Source organism: Mesorhizobium shonense (genome assembly GCF_040545255.1).
Taxonomy (GTDB): Bacteria; Pseudomonadota; Alphaproteobacteria; order Rhizobiales; family Rhizobiaceae; genus Mesorhizobium; species Mesorhizobium shonense.
Genome location: NZ_JBEPLM010000004.1, coordinates 267646 through 288656, shown reverse-complemented (window position 1 = coordinate 288656; position 21011 = coordinate 267646). Strand labels below are relative to the sequence as shown.

20 protein-coding genes are annotated in these 21011 nt (G+C 64.4%); 12 read left to right on the top strand and 8 right to left on the bottom strand.

Going from position 1 to position 21011, the window contains the following annotated elements:
- Positions 1-9 precede the first annotated feature (9 nt).
- From nusA to ABID26_RS13630, 9 genes are all read left to right on the top strand, one after another.
- Positions 10-1605, top strand: coding sequence for a transcription termination factor NusA (gene nusA, locus ABID26_RS13670; protein ID WP_126096332.1), 1596 nt, complete (start codon positions 10-12; stop codon positions 1603-1605).
- A 32-nt stretch (positions 1606-1637) separates the two neighbouring features.
- Positions 1638-2288 (top strand): RNA-binding protein, encoded by a 651-nt coding sequence (locus ABID26_RS13665; protein ID WP_126102430.1) that lies wholly within the window; start codon positions 1638-1640, stop codon positions 2286-2288.
- Entirely contained in the window at positions 2285-4849 is a 2565-nt protein-coding gene (gene infB / locus ABID26_RS13660; RefSeq protein WP_292299541.1) for a translation initiation factor IF-2, read from the top strand. The genes ABID26_RS13665 and infB overlap by 4 nt, the downstream gene beginning before the upstream one ends.
- Before the next feature lie 123 nt (positions 4850-4972).
- The gene (gene rbfA, locus ABID26_RS13655) at positions 4973-5395 is read left to right on the top strand and encodes a 30S ribosome-binding factor RbfA (protein ID WP_126096330.1); all 423 of its coding nucleotides are present in this window, start codon (positions 4973-4975) and stop codon (positions 5393-5395) included.
- Complete coding sequence (truB, locus tag ABID26_RS13650) at positions 5396-6355, top strand: tRNA pseudouridine(55) synthase TruB (protein WP_126096329.1); 960 nt, start codon at positions 5396-5398, stop codon at positions 6353-6355. It begins immediately after the preceding gene.
- Positions 6356-6460: 105 nt separating this feature from the next.
- Positions 6461-7555: a magnesium/cobalt transporter CorA gene (gene corA / locus ABID26_RS13645; protein WP_292299542.1), complete on the top strand. Its 1095-nt coding sequence runs from the start codon at positions 6461-6463 to the stop codon at positions 7553-7555.
- A 191-nt stretch (positions 7556-7746) separates the two neighbouring features.
- Positions 7747-8016, top strand: a complete 270-nt coding sequence (rpsO, locus tag ABID26_RS13640; protein ID WP_027165894.1) for a 30S ribosomal protein S15 — start codon at positions 7747-7749, stop codon at positions 8014-8016.
- A gap of 369 nt (positions 8017-8385) precedes the next feature.
- Positions 8386-10536 (top strand): polyribonucleotide nucleotidyltransferase, encoded by a 2151-nt coding sequence (pnp, locus tag ABID26_RS13635; RefSeq protein WP_292339780.1) that lies wholly within the window; start codon positions 8386-8388, stop codon positions 10534-10536.
- Positions 10537-10708: 172 nt separating this feature from the next.
- A complete protein-coding gene (locus ABID26_RS13630) occupies positions 10709-11716 on the top strand; it encodes a class I SAM-dependent methyltransferase (RefSeq protein ID WP_354415834.1) in 1008 nt (335 codons plus the stop codon).
- 5 nt (positions 11717-11721) lie between these two features.
- On the opposite strand, the gene ABID26_RS13625 is transcribed toward ABID26_RS13630, so the two are convergent.
- The 4 genes from ABID26_RS13625 to fabA all read right to left on the bottom strand — a co-directional run bounded on the left by ABID26_RS13625 (position 11722) and on the right by fabA (position 16066).
- Positions 11722-13275, bottom strand: coding sequence for a putative bifunctional diguanylate cyclase/phosphodiesterase (locus tag ABID26_RS13625; RefSeq protein ID WP_126096325.1), 1554 nt, complete (start codon positions 13273-13275; stop codon positions 11722-11724).
- A 102-nt stretch (positions 13276-13377) separates the two neighbouring features.
- The gene (gene fabI / locus ABID26_RS13620; RefSeq protein WP_126096324.1) at positions 13378-14190 is read right to left on the bottom strand and encodes an enoyl-ACP reductase FabI; all 813 of its coding nucleotides are present in this window, start codon (positions 14188-14190) and stop codon (positions 13378-13380) included.
- Positions 14191-14202: 12 nt separating this feature from the next.
- Positions 14203-15423 carry a beta-ketoacyl-ACP synthase I gene (fabB, locus tag ABID26_RS13615; protein ID WP_292299546.1) on the bottom strand — a complete coding sequence of 407 codons (1221 nt, stop codon included), beginning with the start codon at positions 15421-15423 and terminating at the stop codon, positions 14203-14205.
- Between the two features lie 127 nt (positions 15424-15550).
- A complete protein-coding gene (fabA, locus tag ABID26_RS13610) occupies positions 15551-16066 on the bottom strand; it encodes a 3-hydroxyacyl-[acyl-carrier-protein] dehydratase FabA (protein ID WP_027165888.1) in 516 nt (171 codons plus the stop codon).
- Positions 16067-16311: 245 nt separating this feature from the next.
- Between fabA and irrA the strand changes: the two genes are divergently transcribed.
- Both irrA and ABID26_RS13600 read left to right on the top strand, forming a co-directional pair.
- A complete protein-coding gene (gene irrA / locus ABID26_RS13605; RefSeq protein ID WP_126096323.1) occupies positions 16312-16743 on the top strand; it encodes an iron response transcriptional regulator IrrA in 432 nt (143 codons plus the stop codon).
- 9 nt (positions 16744-16752) lie between these two features.
- On the top strand, positions 16753-17133 hold the full coding sequence (locus ABID26_RS13600) for a DUF4260 domain-containing protein (RefSeq protein WP_126096322.1): 381 nt from the start codon (positions 16753-16755) through the stop codon (positions 17131-17133).
- On the opposite strand, the gene ABID26_RS13595 is transcribed toward ABID26_RS13600, so the two are convergent.
- The gene (locus ABID26_RS13595) at positions 17123-17680 is read right to left on the bottom strand and encodes an SH3 domain-containing protein (protein ID WP_126096321.1); all 558 of its coding nucleotides are present in this window, start codon (positions 17678-17680) and stop codon (positions 17123-17125) included. The genes ABID26_RS13600 and ABID26_RS13595 overlap by 11 nt on opposite strands.
- 169 nt (positions 17681-17849) lie before the next feature.
- Here ABID26_RS13595 and ABID26_RS13590 point away from each other — a divergent pair, with 169 nt between their 5' ends.
- On the top strand, positions 17850-18851 hold the full coding sequence (locus ABID26_RS13590; protein WP_126096320.1) for a 2-hydroxyacid dehydrogenase: 1002 nt from the start codon (positions 17850-17852) through the stop codon (positions 18849-18851).
- Positions 18852-18866: 15 nt separating this feature from the next.
- On the opposite strand, the gene ABID26_RS13585 is transcribed toward ABID26_RS13590, so the two are convergent.
- The 3 genes from ABID26_RS13585 to ABID26_RS13575 are packed head-to-tail and all read right to left on the bottom strand — an operon-like array spanning position 18867 to position 21009.
- A complete protein-coding gene (locus ABID26_RS13585; RefSeq protein WP_292345567.1) occupies positions 18867-19274 on the bottom strand; it encodes an aconitase X swivel domain-containing protein in 408 nt (135 codons plus the stop codon).
- The gene (locus tag ABID26_RS13580; RefSeq protein WP_126096318.1) at positions 19271-20524 is read right to left on the bottom strand and encodes an aconitase X; all 1254 of its coding nucleotides are present in this window, start codon (positions 20522-20524) and stop codon (positions 19271-19273) included. The genes ABID26_RS13585 and ABID26_RS13580 overlap by 4 nt, the downstream gene beginning before the upstream one ends.
- The gene (locus ABID26_RS13575; RefSeq protein WP_126096317.1) at positions 20521-21009 is read right to left on the bottom strand and encodes a GNAT family N-acetyltransferase; all 489 of its coding nucleotides are present in this window, start codon (positions 21007-21009) and stop codon (positions 20521-20523) included. The genes ABID26_RS13580 and ABID26_RS13575 overlap by 4 nt, the downstream gene beginning before the upstream one ends.
- Positions 21010-21011 lie beyond the last annotated feature (2 nt).

The following is a 21011-nucleotide window of genomic DNA, read 5'->3' as shown; positions in this document are numbered from 1 at the left end:
AGAAAGACAATGGTTGTAAGCGCCAACAGGCTTGAACTGCTGCAGATCGCCGATGCGGTCGCGCGTGAAAAGTCGATCGACAAGCAGATCGTCATCGCCGCCATGGCCGATGCGATCCAGAAGGCGGCGCGTTCGCGTTACGGTCAGGAAACCAACATCCGCGCCGACATCAACCCCAACACGGGCGAGATGAAGCTGCAGCGCCTCATGGAAGTGGTCGAGAAGGTCGAGGACTACGCGACGCAGATCGCTCTTTCCACGGCGCGCGAGCGCAACCCCGACGCCCAGCTTGGCGATTTCATCGCCGAACAGCTGCCGCCGATGGATTTCGGCCGCATCGCCGCCCAGTCGGCCAAGCAGGTCATCGTCCAGAAGGTGCGCGAGGCCGAGCGCGATCGTCAGTATGACGAGTACAAGGACCGTATCGGCGAGATCGTCAACGGCACCGTCAAGCGCGTCGAATACGGCAACGTCATCGTCGATCTCGGCCGCGGCGAGGCGATCATCCGCCGCGACGAGCTGATCCCGCGCGAGAACTACAAGTATGGCGACCGCGTCCGCGCCTATGTCTATGACGTGCGCCGCGAGCAGCGCGGTCCGCAGATATTCCTGTCGCGCACGCATCCGCAGTTCATGGCCAAGCTCTTCACCATGGAAGTGCCGGAAATCTACGACGGCATCATCGAGATCAAGTCGGTCGCCCGCGATCCGGGCTCGCGCGCCAAGATCGCGGTCATCTCGCGCGACTCCTCGATCGATCCGGTCGGCGCCTGCGTCGGCATGCGCGGCAGCCGCGTCCAGGCGGTGGTCGGCGAATTGCAGGGCGAGAAGATCGATATCATTCCGTGGTCGCCTTCGGCCGCCTCCTTCATCGTCAACGCGCTGCAGCCGGCGGAAGTCGCCAAGGTGGTGCTCGACGAGGATGCCGAGCGCATCGAGGTGGTGGTGCCGGACGACCAGCTGTCGCTGGCCATCGGGCGCCGCGGCCAGAATGTGCGCCTTGCCTCGCAGCTCACCGGCTGGGACATCGACATCCTGACCGAGCAGGAAGAGAGCGAGCGTCGCCAGAAGGAATTCGTCGAGCGCTCGGCCCTCTTCATGGAGGCCCTCGACGTCGACGAGATGGTCGGCCAGGTGCTTGCCTCCGAAGGCTTCACCAGCGTCGAGGAAGTTGCCTATGTCGATTCGGGCGAAATCTCCTCGATCGACGGCTTCGACGAGGACACCGCCTCGGAAATCCAGTCGCGCGCCCGCGAATATCTGGAGAAGATCGAGGCCGAGCATGACGAGAAGCGCAAGGCGCTCGGCGTCAAGGACGAGCTGCGCGAGATCCCCGGTATCACCACGGCCATGATGGTGACGCTCGGCGAGGACGGCGTGAAGACGATCGAGGACTTCGCCGGCTATGCCGCCGATGACCTGATCGGCTGGAAGGAGCGCAAGGACGGCGAGACCAAGGTCTATCCCGGCGTGCTCGCCGATCACGGCGTCTCGCGCGCCGATGCCGAAGAGATGGTGCTGGCCGCTCGCAGGAAGGCCGGTTGGATTTCCGAGGAAGAACTGGCCGCTGAAGAACCCGCGGCCGGCGAAACCGTCGGTGCGTGAGGTGACTACCAATCGCAGGGTCCGTGGACGAGATGAACGATCGTACCTGCATCGTCACGCGCAGGCAGGCCGAAGCGGATGAACTGATCCGCTTCGTCGTCGGCCCGGATTCGGCCGTCGTCCCGGACATCAAGAGAAATCTGCCCGGCCGCGGTTGCTGGGTCACCGCTGATCGCCTACATATCGACAAGGCAGCGGCTAAGAACCTGTTTGCCCGTGCCTTCAAGGCGCAGGTCGCGGTTCCCGCCAATCTCGGCGATATGGTCGACGGGCTGCTTTCCAGATCCGCTCTGGGCATGCTGGGTCTTGCTCGCAAGGCCGGAGCGGTCGTTCTCGGCGCCGCCAAGGTAGAGGCTGCCGTGCGCGACGGGCAGGCGCTGTTTGTGCTGCACGCGACCGAAGCCTCGGACGATGGCGTCCGCAAGATCACTCAGGCGCGGCGGGCAACCGTCCACCTCGGCGGCCCCGCCATCCTTGCCTACAAACTTTTCCCCGAGGCCGAGTTGAGCTTGGCATTGGGGGGTACAAATGTGATACATGCTGCCGTCCTCGCGCAGGACGCGGGTAAGGCGGTTGAGAAGCGCATGGTTGCGCTCGACCGGTATCGGGGCGGAACCCCGGACGATTTGGCAATGCTTGCGGCCGTTGCTGACGAAGATGATGCCGCAGAGGATATGGAATGAGCGATACGAAATCGGGCGACGACAAGACGTTGAGCGTTACGCCGAAGAAGACCTTGACGCTGAAGCGCCCCGGCCTTGAGCAGGGCACCGTGCGCCAGAATTTCTCGCACGGCCGCACCAAGTCGGTCGTGGTCGAGACCAAGAAGCGCAAGTTCTCGCTGCCCGGCGACAAGCCGGAGCCTGTGGCGCCGTCCGTCTTCACGCCGAAGCCCGCAGCCGCGGCACCTGCGCCAGCCGTGCAGGAAGCGCCGAAGGCGCCGCCGCCGGAACGCTCCGGCATGGTGCTGAACGAATTGTCGCGCGGCGAGATGGAAGCGCGCCGCAGGGCGCTCGAAGGCTCCAAGGCCCGAGAGGTCGAGGATCGCCAGCGCGCCCAGGAAGAGAGCAAGCGCCGCGCCGAGGAAGAAGAGCGCCGTAAGCGCGAGCGTGAGGAATCCGCCCGCCGTCAGGCCGAAGAAGAGGCCCGTCTGCAGACCGAGGCCGAGTCCCGCCGCCGCGCCGAGGAAGAGGCCCGCCGCCGCGCCCCGCAAGCTGCCGAGCTGGCGACGGTCGACGAGGAGGAGGAGGTCAAGCCGCGGCGCCCTGGTGGCGCCGGCGCGGGAGCGCCTGTGCGCCGTCCGGCCACGCCGGAAGTCGCGCGGCCGGCCAAGCCCACCAAGGGCGAGGAAGACCGTCGCCGCGGCAAGCTGACGCTGAACACCGCGCTGTCGGATGAAGATGCACGCGGCCGTTCGCTGTCGTCGATGCGCCGCCGCCAGGAAAAATTCAAGCGCGCGATGCACAACGAGCCGCGCGAGAAAGTCATGCGCGAAGTGATCCTGCCCGAAACCATCACCATCCAGGAACTGGCGCAACGCATGTCCGAGCGCGCCGTCGACGTGGTCAAGTTCTTCATGAAGCAGGGCCAGATCCTGAAGCCGGGCGACGTCATCGACGCCGACACGGCCGAGCTGGTCGCCTCCGAATTCGGCCACACGGTTCGCCGCGTCGCCGAGTCCGACATCGAGGAAGGCCTGTTCAACATCGCCGACCGTACCGAGGATCTGGTGTCGCGTCCGCCCGTGGTGACGATCATGGGCCATGTCGACCACGGCAAGACCTCGCTGCTCGACGCCATCCGCAACGCCAATGTCGTCTCGGGCGAGGCCGGCGGCATCACCCAGCACATCGGCGCCTACCAGGTCGAGAAGAACGGTCAGAAGATCACCTTCATCGACACGCCCGGCCACGCCGCCTTCACGGCGATGCGCGCCCGCGGCGCCCAGGTGACCGATATCGCCGTGCTGGTGGTGGCGGCCGACGACAGCGTGATGCCGCAGACGATCGAATCGATCAATCACGCCAAGGCGGCCGGCGTGCCGATCATCGTGGCGATCAACAAGATCGACAAGCGCGACGCCGACCCCCAGAAGGTGCGCGCGGAACTCTTGCGCCACGAGGTGTTCGTCGAATCGATGGGCGGCGAGGTGTTGGACGTCGAAGTGTCGGCGACCAAGGGCACCAACATCGACAGGCTGCTCGAGGCGATCCTGCTGCAGGCCGAAATCCTCGACCTGAAGGCCAATCCGGACCGCACCGCCGAAGGCGCCGTCATCGAAGCCAAGCTGGACAAGGGCCGCGGTCCCGTCGCCACCGTGCTGGTGCAGACCGGCACGCTGATGCCCGGCGACATCCTGGTCGCCGGCAACGAGTGGGGCCGTGTTCGCGCGCTCGTCAACGACCGCGGCGAGCATGTGCCGGAAGCGCCGCCGGCAATGCCGGTCGAGGTGCTCGGCCTCCAGGGCACGCCGCAGGCGGGCGACCGCTTCGCCGTCGTCAACAACGAGGCGCGGGCGCGTGAGATCACCGAATACCGCCAGCGCCTGGCGCGCGAGAAGGCCGTGGCCAAGCACGCCGGCCAGCGCGGCTCGCTCGAGCAGATGATGTCGCAGTTGCAGACGAGCGGACTCAAGGAATTCCCGCTGGTCATCAAGGGCGACGTGCAGGGCTCGATCGAGGCGATCAACGCCGCGCTCGAAAAGCTCGGCAACGACGAGGTGCGGGCGCGGATCGTCCATTCGGGCGCCGGCGGCATTACCGAAAGCGACGTCTCGCTCGCCGAGACCTCGGGTGCGGCGATCATCGGCTTCAACGTCCGCGCCAATGCGCAGGCGCGTACGGCCGCAGCCGCTGCCGGTATAGAGATCCGCTACTACTCGATCATCTACAACCTCGTCGACGACGTGAAGGCGGCCCTTTCCGGCATGCTTTCGCCGGAGCGGCGCGAGACCTTCATCGGCAATGCCGAGATCCTCGAGATCTTCGACATCTCGAAGGTCGGCAAGATCGCCGGCTGCCGCGTCACCGAAGGCAAGGTCGAGCGTGGCGCCGGTGTCCGCCTGATCCGCGACAACGTCGTCATCCACGAGGGCACGCTGAAGACGCTCAAGCGCTTCAAGGACGAGGTTTCGGAAGTGCCGGGCGGCCAGGAATGCGGCATGGCCTTCCAGAACTACGAGGACATGCGCGTCGGCGACACCATCGAGTGCTTCCGCGTCGAGATGGTGAGCAGGACGCTCTAAATTCGGATATACTTGCCGAAATGACCCGGGCGGCGGCCGAAAGGCTGCCGCCCAGCCCCTCATGCACATTGAGACATGCGGCGCGGTCCCATCCCGCGCTTCACGATTTCAGGACCGAAGAAAATGTCCCGTTCGACACCATCAGGCCCCTCCCAGCGCATGCTGCGCGTCGGCGAGCAGGTGCGCCATGCGCTCTCCGAAACCTTGCAGCGCGGCGAGATCATCGACCCGGTGATCGAGAACACCGTCGTCTCGGTCTCCGAGGTGCGCATGTCGCCCGACCTCAAGATCGCCACCGCTTTCGTCTCGCCACTCGGCGTCGGCGAGGCCGGTGCCGTGGTCGAGGCGCTCAACAAGCACGCGAAATTCATCCGTGGCCGCGTCTCCGGTGCGCTGAGGCAGATGAAGTACATGCCGGAGTTTCGCTTCCGGCTCGATACGTCCTTCGACAATTTCGCCAGGATCAACGAGTTGCTGAAGTCGCCGGAGGTCGCGCGCGATCTCGGCCCTGATGACCGCGACAACAACGACAAGGACGAGGAATAAGTGGCGCGGCGCGGCAAGAAAAAGGGCAGGCCGGTTTCCGGCTGGGTGGTGCTGGACAAGCCGGTCGGCATGGGTTCGACCGAGGCGGTCTCAAAGATCAAATGGCTGTTCCAGGCGGAGAAGGCCGGCCATGCCGGCACGCTCGATCCGCTGGCCTCCGGCATGCTGCCGATCGCGCTCGGCGAGGCAACCAAGACCGTGCCTTATGTGCAGGATGGCGCCAAGGTCTACCGTTTCACCGTCGCCTGGGGCGAGGAACGCTCGACCGACGACCTCGAAGGCCCGGTGACGAACAACTCCGACCGGCGCCCGGCCGAGGCCGAGGTGAGAGCGCTGCTGCCGAAATACACCGGCGTCATCATGCAGACGCCGCCGCAATTCTCGGCCATCAAGATCGCCGGCGAGCGCGCCTACGACCTCGCCCGCGACGGTGAGACGGTCGACATCCCCGCCCGCGAGATCGAGATCGGACGTCTCGACCTCGTGGAACACAGTGGCGAGCGCAGCGTCTTCGAGGTCGAATGCGGCAAGGGCACCTATGTGCGCTCGCTGGCGCGCGACATGGGCCGCGATCTGGGCTGCTTCGGCCACATCGCCGAACTCCGGCGCGTCGAGGTCGAGCCGTTCACAGCCGACGATTTTGTCACCGTCGCCGAGCTCGAAGCGGCGCGCTTCGGCGGCAAGACCGATGAAGGTGGTGGCGAAGCCGAGGCGCCGGTCGATTTCAGCGCCATCGACGCGCTGCTGGTCGACACCGCTGTTGCGCTCGATTGCCTGCCGCAGGTCGCGGTCAGCGACGACGCGGCGACGAAGATCCGCCTTGGCAATCCCGTCATCATTCGCGGCCGCGACGCGCCGGTCGAGGCGGAGGAGGCATGCGCCACCGCGCGCGGCAAGCTCGTCGCCATCGGCGCCATCGAGCAGGGCATGTTCAAGCCCAAGCGGGTCTTTGTCGGTTGACGGTGCTCGGCTACAGCAATTCCAGGAAAAGTGCGTAGCGGCTATCCGCCCGGAATTGCTAAGAAACAAAGACCAGTTCGGTTCGAGTTTGCGCCCGAGGATCCCATGGCAAAGGCTGATACCGTCAGGACACGGGCGCCGCTGAAAACCCGCCGCCCGCCGGTCGGCGCTTCGCCGGGCACGCTGATCGCCGATCCGGCGGCGCGGCGCAGCGAGCTTCGGCTGACGCTGATCTCGCCCGAAAAATTCAAGACCATCGACAATGCCAGCATTGACGATCTCAACACCCACTGCGACCGCTGGCCGGTCGTCTGGCTGGATTGTACGGGACTTGCGAACATCCCGCTGATCGAGGAGATCGGGCGGATCTTCAACCTGCATCCGCTGGCCCTGGAGGATGTCGTCAACGCCGGTCAGCGGCCGAAGGTGGATTTCTTCGAGGATCATGCCTTCGTCGCCATGCGCATGATCGACGACGTCACGGCCCATCGCTACGAGCAGATCGCGGTGTTTTTCGGCAAGAACTTCGTCGTCACCTTCCAGGAGCGTGAGGGCGACCCGTTCGATCCGGTGCGCAAGCGCATCGCGGCGGCCATGCCCAACCGGCTGCGCTCACGCGGCGCCGACTATCTGGCCTACGCGCTGATCGATGCCATCGTCGACAGCTATTTCCCGCCGATCGAGGCGGCGAGCGAACAGGTCGACGGCATCGAGGACCAGATGCTGAACACGCCGCACAAGCATCAGATGCGGCAGTTGCATGAGTTGCGGCGCGACGCCAACGTGCTGAAGGGCGTGCTGTGGCCGATGCGCGATGCGCTGGCGACGCTGATCCGCAACGACGTGCCCTTCGTAAAGGCCGAGACCAAGATATTCTTCAACGACACGCTCGACCATTCGCTGCGCCTGATCGAGCTGGTCGAGAACCAGCGCGATATGCTGACCGGCCTGATCGAGATGCACCTGTCGCTGACCCAGGCGCGCACCAATGACGTGATTTCCTATCTGACGATCGTTTCGGTGATCTTCATGCCGCTTACTTTCCTCGTCGGTGTCTGGGGCATGAACTTCGAGCCGGAGAGTTCGCCCTGGAACATGCCGGAGCTGAAGTCTTACTACGGCTATCCGGCGGCTCTGTTGTTCATGCTGGTCGTCGCTGTCGGGCTCGTCGCCTTCTTCAAATGGAAGAAGTGGCTGTAGCTCAAAGCAACCCTCTGTTTTTGCGACAAGACCTGCGACAAGCCGGCTTGACAATTGGGCTGGTGTTTTGCCGGAAATTGCACTATATGCGCCGCAGCTTCGCGCCCTGACGCGTTGCTTGCACCGGCCCCTGCTGGACGACATCCCGGCTGAGGGCGTCCCGTTTCCTCGAACAGATAAGGAAAAACACGATGTCGATTACTGCCGATCGCAAGAAGGAATTGATGACCGAATTCGCAACCGCCAAGGGCGATACCGGGTCTCCGGAAGTCCAGGTTGCCATCCTTTCCGAGCGCATCAAGAACCTGACGGAGCACTTCAAGGACCACAAGAAGGATAACCATTCCCGCCGTGGCCTGCTTGCTCTCGTCTCCCAGCGTCGCAGCCTGCTTGATTACCTCAAGCGCAAGGACGACGCGCGCTATCAGACGCTGATCGACAAGCTCGGTCTGCGCCGTTGACGAATTGACCGGCGGGCTCTCTGCGGAGGGCCCGCCGGTCGCGCATTGGCGCATCGGATGGTCCGGTGTTCCGATGCTGAAAAACGAAATTTGCATTTCGCGCATGGCGCGTTCCGGAAACAAGGGTTTTCGGCGTCATGCGCAAGGCCGGCCCAACCGGTCGGCCAGACCCGGTTCCGGGAGTGCAGAGGGCAACTCGGAACCGCCCGTGGACGGTCATGGGGCAGGATTGCAGGATGCTCGCTCGGCTGTTGCCGGACCTATCGAGCTTCCCGTTGTCTTGCCCGTGGCTGCCCGAAGGAAGCCAGGGAAGGGATGATCCGCGACCGTTGAGACGGCGTGGCCCTTTCCGCATATGAAGGACAAGATATGTTCAATCATCACAAAGTGGAAATCGAATGGGGCGGCCGGCCGCTCATCCTGGAAACCGGCAAGATCGCCCGCCAGGCCGACGGCGCGGTGCTCGCCACCTATGGCGAGACCGTGGTTCTCGCCACCGTGGTTTCGATGAAGGAGCCGAAGCCCGGCCTCGACTTCTTCCCGCTCACTGTCAACTACCAGGAAAAGACCTATGCAGCCGGCAAGATTCCGGGCGGCTATTTCAAGCGCGAGGGCCGTCCGAGCGAGAAGGAAACGCTGGTTTCCCGCCTGATCGACCGCCCGATCCGCCCGCTCTTCGCCGACGGCTACAAGAACGACACCCAGATCGTCGTCACCGTCGTTCAGCACGATCTTGAAAACGATCCGGACATCCTGTCGATCGTCGCCACCTCGGCCGCGCTCACGCTCTCCGGCGTGCCCTTCATGGGCCCGATCGGCGGCGCCCGCGTCGGCTATATCAACGGCGAGTATGTGCTCAATCCGCATATCGACGAGATGGAGGAATCGAAGCTCGACCTCGTCGTCGCCGGCACTGCCGACGCCGTTCTGATGGTCGAATCCGAGGCCAAGGAGCTCAGCGAGGACGTGATGCTCGGCGCCGTCGTGTTCGGCCACAAGGGCTTCCAGCCGGTGATCGACGCGATCATCAAGCTGGCCGAGGTCGCCGCCAAGGAGCCGCGCGACTTCACTGCGCCGGACTATTCCGAGCTCGAAGGCGAGATGCTGAAGATCGTCGGTGACGAGCTGCGCGAGGCCTACAAGATCACCGACAAGCAGTCGCGCTACGCCGCCGTCGACGCCGTCAAGGCGAAGGTCAAGGCAGCCTTCGCCCCGGCCGAAGGCGAGGAAGCCAAGTACGCTTCCGAGCAGATCGGCAGCGTCTTCAAGGAGCTCCAGGCCAAGGTGGTGCGCTGGAACATCCTCGACACCGGCTCGCGCATCGACGGCCGCGACCTGAAGACCGTTCGCAAGATCGTCTCCGAGGTCGGCGTGCTGCCGCGCACCCATGGTTCTGCGCTGTTCACCCGCGGCGAGACCCAGGCGCTGGTCGTCGCCACGCTCGGCACCGGCGAGGACGAGCAGTATGTCGATTCGCTGACCGGCATGTACAAGGAGAAGTTCCTCCTTCACTACAACTTCCCGCCCTATTCGGTTGGTGAAACCGGCCGCATGGGCTCGCCGGGCCGTCGCGAGATCGGCCACGGCAAGCTTGCCTGGCGCGCGATCCGCCCGATGCTGCCGTCGGCCGATCAGTTCCCCTACACGCTGCGCGTCGTCTCGGAGATCACCGAGTCCAACGGCTCGTCCTCGATGGCGACCGTCTGCGGCACCTCGCTGGCGCTGATGGATGCCGGCGTGCCGATCGCCAAGCCGGTGGCCGGCATCGCCATGGGCCTGATCAAGGAAGGCGAGCGCTTCGCTGTGCTCTCCGACATCCTCGGCGACGAGGACCATCTCGGCGACATGGACTTCAAGGTCGCCGGCACCGCCAACGGCGTCACCTCGCTGCAGATGGACATCAAGATCGATGGCATCACCGAGGAGATCATGGGGATCGCGCTCGGCCAAGCCAAGGACGGCCGCCTGCATATCCTCGGCGAGATGGCGCATGCGATCTCCGGCGCCCGCGCCGAGCTCGGCGAATTCGCGCCGCGCATCGAGGTCATGCACATCCCGACCGACAAGATCCGCGACGTCATCGGCTCCGGCGGCAAGGTGATTCGCGAGATCGTCGAGAAGACCGGCGCCAAGATCAACATCGAGGATGACGGCACGGTCAAGATCGCCTCGGCCAACGCCAAGGAGATCGAGGCGGCGAAGAAGTGGATCCACACCATCGTCGCCGAGCCGGAAGTCGGCGAGATCTACGAGGGCACCGTCGTCAAGACGGCCGACTTCGGCGCCTTCGTCAATTTCTTCGGCCCGCGCGACGGCCTCGTCCACATCTCGCAGCTCGCCAATGAGCGCGTCGCCAAGACCTCCGACGTCGTCAAGGAAGGCGACAAGGTTTGGGTCAAGCTGATGGGCTTCGACGAGCGCGGCAAGGTCCGCCTGTCGATGAAGGTCGTCGACCAGGCGACCGGCAAGGAAATCGTCCAGGAGAAGAAGAAGCCGGAAGGCGAGGAAGACGCCGCCTGATCGGCGTTACCAGAGCATGATCCCGAAAAGTGGAATCCGGTTTTCGGAAAAGATCATGCTCAAACAAACAGATAGAGCCCCATCCCGGTTTCACCGGGATGGAATAGGCTCGGGATAATCGAGACGGGCGCGCCGCAAGGTCGCGCCCGTTTTTGTTTGAAGAGTTGTGTGAATGGCCTCAGAGCCGCTGAAGACGCTGTTTTTTCCCTTCGAGGCCGAGGCGCTCCCTTTGCCGCGAAAAGGCGCTCACGTGCTGTTCCTGGGTGCCGAGCCCGGCTTTCGTTTGCCTGCCGGCTTCGACGCCGCGCTGCATCTCGTGCAAGGCTTCCGGCCGCATTTTCGAGCCCTGCAGGCGGCCGGCTACACGGTCGCGCCGCAGGCGGAAGGTTCCGGCTTCGACGCGGCCCTGGTGCTGGCCGGCCGGCATCGCGGCCAGAACGAGCTGCGGATCGCGGAAGCCGTCGAGCGTGTGGTGCCGGGAGGGCTGATCGTGGTCGCCGGTGGCAAGGACGATGGCATCGACAGCCTGCGCAAGCGCATCGATGCGCTGCTGTCGCTTGAGGCGCATCTGCCGAAACATCACGGCGTCGCCTTCTGGTTCCGCCGGGCCGGCATGGACGCAGCCCGGGCGCTTCGCGCCGCCAACCCCGACCTCGTCGTCGAAGGCCGCTTCCGCACCGCGCCTGGCATGTTTTCGTTTGATCGGATCGACGCCGGCTCCAAGTTGCTCGCCGCGCACCTGCCCGACAATCTCGGTGGCAACGTCGCCGATTTCTGCGCCGGCTGGGGTTATCTGGCGGCAGAGGTGGCGGAACGCTCGAAGGGCCTCTCCGGTCTCGACCTCTACGAAGCGGATTTCGAAGCCCTGGAAGCGGCCAGGATCAATGTCCACGCCGATCCAGGACCACGTTTCTTCTGGACCGATCTGCTCACCGAAGCCGTCGAACGACGCTATGACGCAATCATCATGAACCCGCCGTTTCACAGCGGCCGGGCGGCGGAACCGGGCATCGGCGCCGACATGATCCGTGCGGCGTCGAAGTCGCTGAAGCCAGCAGGGCGGCTGGTCATGGTCGCCAATCGCCAGCTTCCTTACGAGCAGGTGCTGGCGGCCACGTTCTCCAGCCACGTCGAGGTCGCGCGCGACGGCATGTTCAAGGTGTTTTGGGCGCGCCGCTGAGGCGGTTACTGCAGGCTGACGAGGCGTGCTGGCTCGCGCGTAGTATGTGCGGGTCGCGCCTGGCCGAACTCGACTTTGAGGGGCGCAGGACGGCCGAACAGATAGCCCTGCACCACCTCGCAGCCGGCGGCTCTCAGCAGCGTTGCCTGGTTCTCGGTTTCGACGCCTTCGGCGATGATGCCGACGCCCAGCGCCCGCGACAGCCCGACGATGGTCGAGACCACGGCGCCCGAGCTGGAGTCGGTGTCGATGCGGCTGACGAAGGAGCGGTCGATCTTCAGCTTGCCGAACGAGAAGTCGATCAGGTAGCTGAGATTGGAGTAGCCGGTGCCGAAATCGTCGACGGCCACTGAGATGCCCATATCGGCGAGCTGCCGCAGGATGACGGCCGCGCGGTCGCGGTCCTGCATCATCGCCGTTTCGGTGACTTCGAGCTCCAGCCGCGACGGCTTTATGCCGGTCGATGCCATGGTCTCGCGCACGATGCCGACGAAGTCCTTGGTCATGAACTGGACCGGCGAGATGTTGACGGCGACGAAGCAATCCTGCGGCAGATACTGGGCGTCGCTGCAGGCCTTGCGCAGCACCCATTCGCCGATCGGGTTGATCATGCCGGTCTCCTCGGCGATCGGAATGAACTCCATCGGCGGGATCATGCCGCGTTCTGGGTGCTTCCAGCGGATCAGCGCCTCGTAACCGACCACGCGGCCGGTCGGCATGTCGAATTGCGGCTGGTAGTGGAGGCTGAAGTCGCCGCGGTCGAAAGCGGTTTTCAGCTCGGATTCGATCCATTGCCGGTAGTCCGCCACCCGCCCCATATCGGCATGGAAGACCGACCAGTTGCCGATGCCGCTTGCGCGCGCATTCTGCAGTGCCAGATTCGAGCGGCGAAGGACGAGCACCGGATCGTTTCCGTCCTTCGGCATCGCCACGATGCCGACGGACATGCTGACGGACTGCAGGTGCGTCTGGAGTTGGTAGGGCTCCATCATGTCGTTGATGAGCTTTTCGAGGAACCGTTCGAGCGATCCCCGGATCTCGCGGTCCGGCAAGAGCACGGCGAATTCGCCCGCGCCGATGCGACCGATCACCGCGTCCTTAGGCATGTTCTGCTTCAGCCTGCCGGTGAAGGCGCGGATCAGCTCGTCGCCGTGGCTGTAGCCGATGGCGTCGTTGATCTGCTTGAAGCGGTCGATGTCGATATCGATCAAATAGACCGGTTCGCCGGTCTCTATCGTTTCCGCTGCCGCCGCCGCCACCTTTCCGACGATAGCCTGGCGCGTCAGCAGGCCCGTCATCTTGTCGAAATGCGTTTCCTTGAAGACATATTCGGCCGATTCATCGACGCCTGCGAAGAAGGACAATGCGGCGCCACCGGCGGAAAGGGCGCAGAGCGCGGCGATGATGCCCGCCATCGTCTCCGCCGGCATGCCGGCCAGGCCGTCGCCGAAACCGAACCGCAGCCCCCAGAGCCCGAGGATAAAACTGCACATGCCCGAGCTGGCGATGGTGATCAGCCGGAACAGCGGTGTTCGCTTCGGGTTGCTGACTGGTGGCATGCAAAGTCCCTGAACTACAGGACCTTCTAGCGGATACCTCCTTAAAATGAGTTTCCGCCGATGCCTCCAATTTTACTGGAAAGTACTTTTTGCGTTAGCGAATTATTCGCGGTCGCCGCCGTTCTGCTTCAGTTCCTCGAGCGCCGGCATGGAGACGATGTGATAGCCGGAATCGACATAGTGGATTTCGCCGGTGACCCCGGAAGACAGGTCGGACAGCAAGTAGAGCGCCGAGCCGCCGACCTCGTCGATGGTCACCGTGCGTCGCAGCGGCGAATTGCGCTGCTGATAGGAGAACATGTGGCGCGCGTCGGACACGCCGGATCCGGCGAGCGTCCGCACCGGTCCCGCCGAGATGCCGTTCACCCGGATGCCGCGCGGGCCGTAGTCATTGGCGAGATAGCGCACGCTTGCCTCGAGGCCGGCCTTGGCGACGCCCATGACGTTGTAGTTGGGCATGACCCGCACCGACCCGGCATAGGTCAGCGTGATCATCGAGCCGCCCCTGGTCATCAGCGCGGCGGCGTTGCGGGCGACCTCGGTGAAGGAATAGCAGGAGATCACCATGGTGCGGACGAAGTTGTCGCGGCTGGTGTCGGCGTAAAGGCCCTTGAGCTCGTTCTTGTCGGAAAAGCCGATGGCATGAACGACGAAATCCAGCCCGTCCCAGGCCTTGCCGAGCGTCTCGAAAGTGGCGGTGACAGAGGCGCTGTCCTCGACGTCGCAGGGCACGACCAGCGAAGCGCCGAGTTTTTCGGCAAGCGGCTTGACGCGCCGCCCGAATGCATCGCCCTGGTAGGTGAAGGCAAGTTCCGCCCCGTGTTCGGACAATTTCTTGGCGATGCCCCAGGCGATCGAATGATCGTTGGCGACCCCCATGACAAGCCCGCGCTTGCCCTTCATCAACCCTTCCATAAAAGGCAATCCTTATGCGGAATAGCGCTGGAAAATCAGCGTTGCGTTGGTGCCACCGAAACCGAAGGAATTGGACAAGACGGTGTCGATCTTGGCGTTGTCGATGCGCTTGCGCACGATCGGCATGCCCTCGAATTCCGGATCGAGCTCCTCGATATGGGCGCTCTCGCCGACGAAGCCGCCCTGCATCATCAGGATCGAGTAGATCGATTCCTGGACCCCGGCGGCACCGAGCGAATGGCCGGTCAGCGACTTGGTCGAGGTGATGTACGGCATCTTGTCGCCGAACACCTCGCGGATGGCGCCCATCTCCTTGGAATCGCCGACCGGCGTCGAGGTGCCGTGCGTGTTGATGTAGTCGACCGGCGTCGAAACCGTGGCAAGCGCCTGCCGCATGCAGCGCACCGCGCCTTCTCCCGAAGGGGCAACCATGTCGTAGCCGTCGGAGGTGGCGCCGTAGCCGACGACCTCGGCATAGATCTTGGCGCCGCGCGCCTTGGCGTGCTCCAGCTCTTCCAGCACCAGAACGCCCGCGCCGCCGGCGATGACGAAGCCGTCGCGGTTTACGTCATACGCGCGCGAAGCTGTCGATGCTTTGTCGTTGAACTTCGACGACATGGCGCCCATGGCGTCGAACAGGTCCGACATCGTCCAGTCGAGATCCTCGTGGCCGCCGGCGAACATCATGTCCTGCTTGCCCCACTGGATCAGCTCGTAGGCATTGCCGATGCAATGCGCCGAGGTCGAGCATGCCGACGAGATCGAGTAGTTGACGCCGTGGATCTTGAACCAGGTGGCTAAAGTGGCCGAAGCGGTCGAAGACATCGCCTTCGGCACCGCGAACGGGCCGATGCGCTTCGGGCTGCCGTTCTTGAGCGTGGTTTCGGCGGCTTCGACGATGGTCCTGGTCGACGGCCCGCCGGAGCCCATGACGATGCCGGTCCGTTCGTTGGTGATGTCGCTTTCGCCTAACCCGGCGTCCGCGATCGCCTGGTCCATGGCGACGTGGTTCCAGGCGGCACCTTGGCTCAGGAAGCGCAAGGCGCGGCGGTCGATCATCGCCGACGGGTCGAGCGTCGGCGCGCCCCACACCTGGCAGCGGAAGCCGTGCTCGGCAAAAGAATTGGAAAAGCTGATGCCGGACTTGGCATCGTAAAGCGAGGACTGCACCTCGTTGGCGTTGTTGCCGATCGACGACACAATGCCGAGGCCTGTCACTACGACACGTCTCATTCGCAACTCCTTCCGGCGTACTTTGGCGAAAAACCTAGTCGGTTTTCGCCTTCGATCATACGCAAAATAAACTGTCGCGGCGTCCTTGCGCATCCGTCGGACACGCGAGGCCCCGTGGCGGTGGCGATCAGGCGGCCGACTGCTTGGACAGGCCGACCTTCAGATCCGTTGCCGCATATATGGGTTCGCCATCCGCCTTGAGCCAGCCATCGGCGATGCCGAGCACGAGGCGTCCGCGCATCACGCGCTTGAAGTCGACGCCGTATTCGACCTTCTTGACCGACGGCGTCACCATGCCCTTGAACTTCACCTCGCCGGTCGACAGCGCCATGCCCTTGCCGGGCTCGCCGAGCCAGCCGAGATAGAAGCCGGTCAATTGCCACATGGCGTCGAGGCCGAGGCAGCCCGGCATGATCGGATTGCCGATGAAATGGCAGGCGAAGAACCAAAGATCCGGCTTGATGTCGAATTCGGCGCGGATGAAACCCTTGTCGAAGGCGCCGCCGGTCTCGCTGATCTCGGTGATGCGGTCGAACATCAGCATCGGCGGGTAGGGCAGCTGGGCGTTTCCCGGTCCGAACAACTCGCCGCGGGCGCAGGCAAGCAGTTCCTCGTAATCGTAGCTGGACTTTTGACCCGCCATTAACTCCGTCCCCGTTTTCGTTCCGGGCGGCAGGGCGCCCATGTCGTTGGTTTCCTAACACACTCTGTTTGCGGCCGGAAACCGGCGTTTGCGCTTAACCCGTGCGCCTGCCTGGGTCAATGCGCGCTATTGATCGCATTTGGGCGACAGAATATATGTCGAGTGATGTCCAGTTTTTGGCGATGACGTCTTTTTGCCATTCTGGGCCTGTCTATGGGGCTGGGCCACGAGCTTTGACGGGATAGATGGATTCGGGTTGCCGGAAGGAAAATGTCGCTGTGGACAAGCGGGTTCGCGAAGCCGGCCTGAGGCCGACGCGCCAGCGCATCGCGCTGGCCGATCTGCTTTTCGCCAAGGGCGACCGTCACCTCTCGGCCGAGGAACTGCATGAAGAGGCGGTTGCCGCCGGCGTGCCGGTTTCGCTGGCGACCGTCTACAACGCGCTGCACCAGTTCACCCAGGCCGGCCTGTTGCGCATCCTCGCGGTCGAAGGGTCCAAGACCTATTTCGACACCAACACCTCCGATCACCATCATTTCTATGTCGAGGGCGAGAACCGGATCTTCGATATCGCCAGCGGCCCGGTGAGCGTGTCCAACCTGCCGGACCCTCCGGAAGGCATGGAGATCGCCAATGTCGACATCGTGGTGAGGCTGCGCCCGAAGCGCCGCGATTGATCGTTGGCGATGCGGCCCGTCGATCTGATGGTCCGGCTGGAATGGGCCGCCGTCGCCGTGGTGGCCATCGTCTTCTATAAAATGACCGGCGTGTCGTGGTGGTTGTTTGCGCTGCTCATCCTGGCGCCTGACCTGTCGATGCTCGGATACCTGGCTGGGCCGCGTGTCGGCGCCTTCGCCTACAATGCCTTGCACATCCTGATTGCCCCGCTTGTCCTTGCGCTCGCCGGCGTCCTGCTTGCCGGTCCGATCACCACTGCCGTGGCGCTGATCTGGATCGCGCACATCGCCATCGACCGCGCCCTGGGCTATGGCCTGAAACTATCCACCGGTTTCCAGGATACGCATCTCGGTCGCATCGGACGCGATCGGGGCAGGATCAGTTCTTGACCTTTTCGCCCGGATAGGCGCCCCAGACCTGCGACTGGGCCATCCAGCCGGTGTGGCCGTCGAAGGTCATTTCGCACCATTGACCGTCGCATTTCTTGATCGAGCCTATCACCCCCGGCTCGATGATGGCGACGACGTTGGCGTCCTTGTTGGGATCGTCGAGCAGATTGATTCGCCCGCCCTTGCCGCGCTGCCAGGGCGCGACGATCGCCGTGCGGCGGCCCGAGAGCAGCGACTGGTTGATCCAGCCCTCGGAGCCGTCGGCATCGCGCACGCGGCGCCAGGTGTCGAATTCCTGGATGACTTCCATAGGCAACCCGGCCTTCATGTACATCCAGTTGACGGAATAGTTGGCGCCCGGGCCGACGCGCGAGTTGACGCGCGCCGGCTTAAGGCTGACGAAGCGCGGCAGCGGCAGGCCGCTCGGCCCCAGAGTCACCGTTTGCGCAGGGGCGGCGGCACTTTGCGCGGATGCCTGCGGCGCGCAAAGCATAGCGCCGAGAACGGCTGCGCTGAAAGCCAGGCGAAGCGACGCGAAACCAGACACTTTCGTTCCTTTCGGCGCCGGTCCGTCGGGATGAGCGCCCCTTTTTCTTTGTCTTCGGCGGCACCGCTTGTTACAGGAGTGGGCTGGTACCGCGATCGGCTACAAGTTTCGCCGGTCTTGGTTAAAGAGGTCTCAACGAGATCGGTTTCGAGGAAGCTTCGGGGATAAAATGGCAGGCAAAAAACGGCCCCTCGTCGTCATCACGCGCAAGCTGCCCGATCCGGTCGAAACCCGCATGCGCGAGCTGTTCGACGCGCGCCTCAATGTTGAGGACCGGCCGATGACCCAGCCGGAACTGGTCGCGGCCGTCAAGGAAGCCGACGTGCTGGTGCCGACCATCACCGACCACATCGATGCCGCGCTGATCGCCCAGGCCGGCGAGAACCTGAAGCTGATCGCCAATTTCGGCAACGGCGTCGACAAGATCGATGTCGCCGCGGCGGCCAAGAAAGGCATCACCGTCACCAACACGCCGAATGTGCTGACCGAAGACACCGCCGACATGACCATGGCGCTGATGCTCGCCGTGCCGCGGCGGCTCGCCGAAGGCGCCAACGTGCTTACCGGCGAGAAGAAATGGGCCGGCTGGTCGCCGACCTGGATGCTCGGTCGCCGCATCTGGGGCAAACGCCTCGGCATCGTCGGCATGGGTCGCATCGGCACGGCGGTTGCGAGACGTGCCAAGGCGTTCGGCCTGTCGATCCACTACCACAATCGCCATCGTGTGCTGCCGGCGGTCGAGGACGAGCTGGAAGCGACCTACTGGGAGAGCCTCGACCAGATGCTGGCCCGCATGGACATCATCTCGGTCAACTGCCCGTCGACGCCGGCGACCTTCCATCTCTTGTCCGCCCGGCGGCTGGCGCTGATGCAGCCTTCGGCCTACATCGTCAACACCGCGCGCGGCGACATCATCGACGAGGAATCGCTGGTCAAGCTCATCCACGACGGCAAGATCGCCGGCGCCGGCCTCGACGTCTACGAGCACGAGCCGGCGCTGAACAGCAAGCTTTTGAAGCTCGCCGCCAGGGGCAAGGTCGTTCTTTTGCCGCATATGGGCTCGGCCACGCTCGAAGGCCGCATCGACATGGGCGAGAAGGTGATCATCAACATCCGCGCCTTCTTCGACGGCCACCGCCCGCCGGATCGCGTGCTGCCGCTCAGGACTTGAAAATACCTCGGGTGTTCAGGCGACGGTGACGACGCCGTCGCCGTCGACTTTGATGCCGCTTCCGCGATAGGTCTCGAACAGGCCACGCTCGAGCCTCACCGCCATCGGCGTTTCCCAGCCCATTTCCCGGGCGACGATCAGTCCGAGCAGCAGGATGGCGTCCGGCTCGTGCAGCACCAGGGCCGCCGGCGCGCGGCCGTTGTGGACCAGCTCCATCAGCACCGCCGAAGCCGACGATGAGCCGATAGTGCCCGGCAGGAACAGCACGCGGCCGGAAATCACCTCGCCATGCTGCGGGTGGCGAACATCGGCGATGCGCCCGGTCTTCGGGTCGACGCCGCCCCAGAAACTGATAGGTGCCGTCAGCACCAAAGCCTCCCCTTCGCCGGCCTTGCCCGGCACCAGGATCTCGGCGGCGCTCATGCGGCGATATCCGTGAAGCGCGGTTTGCCGACGACGGCGCTTTCGACGCAATCGGCGAGCGAGGCATAGAGCACCGCGTAACCGGTGTTGCCCGGCGCGTAATGCGCGAACTTGCCCGAATTGGTCATCAGCACGCCGCCGTCGAGATCCGGCATGATCGGCGTCACCACCACGCAGGTGTCGGCGACGATGACGACCCCGCTTGTTTCGAGCGCCTTTCGTCTACCGTCCTGCTCGAGCGAGGCCAGCACGTGGCGGCCGGTGCAGGCATAGATCGGCACGGCAAGCCGTCTTCCGGCGATCAGCCGCTCCAGCATGCTAAACTCGGCGTCTGACAGATGCGGACTGCCGATCGCCACCGCATCGATCGCCTTGGTCGCTGCGGCGGTCGACAAGCCGGCGCGAGCTTTCGCCACCATCTGCGGCGTGACGTGGATCACCGCCTCCGGTTCCGGCCCGGCCAGAATGGTTTCGGCGTCGGGAGCCTCGGGCGTCACGCCGGCAATATGGAAGAGCCCGACCGCGCCGGACGACGCAGCCGCTGCGCCGAAAGCCTTCAGCGCATCCTCGCCGGGGTGATTGGCGATGCCCGAGACGACGCCGACCGCATTGCCGACCTCGCGGCCGTAGAGGCTGCCCAGCACCGGCCAGGCGATCTCGGTAGCGAGGAAGGAAAGAGGAAGGTCAGAGACGTCGAACATCAGCCGCGCTCTGCGGTTCTCCGGGCGATGCAGGCCATAGTCGGGCGCCTGGCCGGTTATGGCGCAGGCAATGTCGAGGAAGTCGCCGTAGCGGTTGGTGCGGGCGCCCAGCACCGAATTGCAGAACACCACTGCATTGGACTCGCCCCAGGCGACATCGCTGCCCTGCGCGGGCCTGTGCCCGGCCTGATAGGGCGCGCAGGTCCAACTCTGCTCGCAGCCGAGCCTGCGATAGGCCTCCATCATCCGCCGCGCCATGCCGCGCTGCGGCTCTTGCAGCCGAATGCGCGAGCAGCCCATCAAGTCGAGCGCTCCGACATTGAGCGTCGAGCGCACCGCCACCCTGGCGCCGTCCTCGACCAACCGCTCGGCGAACAACGTGCCGGAATCGCCATGGTAGAGCGCGCCGTCGATATGCGCCGAAGCGATTGGGATCAGCCGCGGCGCTCCGAGAAGCCGCGCGCTCTCAGCGACGATGCGCATCGCCATCCCAGCGCCGTCCTTGCCGGCGGCGATTGCCTGTTGTTCGGGGCTGAGCGCGAGGCTCAAGACAACGCCTTTCGCATGGTGATCGAGGTTGGCCGGTCGTAGCCCTCATGCGCCGTGCGCGCGATCTCGCGAAAGCCAAGACGAGCAAAGGCCGCGTGATTTGCGGCGAGCTCGATCCGCGTCTGCAGCTCGATCGCATGCTTGCCGCGCCGCCGGGCAAAATCCTCCACGGCCTGCATCAGCCGCCCGCCGATGCCCCGCCCCTGAAGGCCGGGCTCGACGGCAAGCTTGCCGACATAGAAATCCTTCGCCCTCTCGAGCGCGAAGATGCAGCCGACGACCTGGCCGTTCTCCACCGCCAGGAACGCCGTTTCCTGCCCTGCCTTGCTCATAAGGTTTTCCGGCGTCAGCAGACGCGCCGAGGATGGCGGGTCGATGACGCCGTCCATATAGGCGAAGGCGCGCAGAATCAGCGCCAGCAATTCGTCCCACCGCGCGAAGTCCGGCGGAAGCTCGCTGACAAGGAGAGCGGCCGGCTGGTCCATGC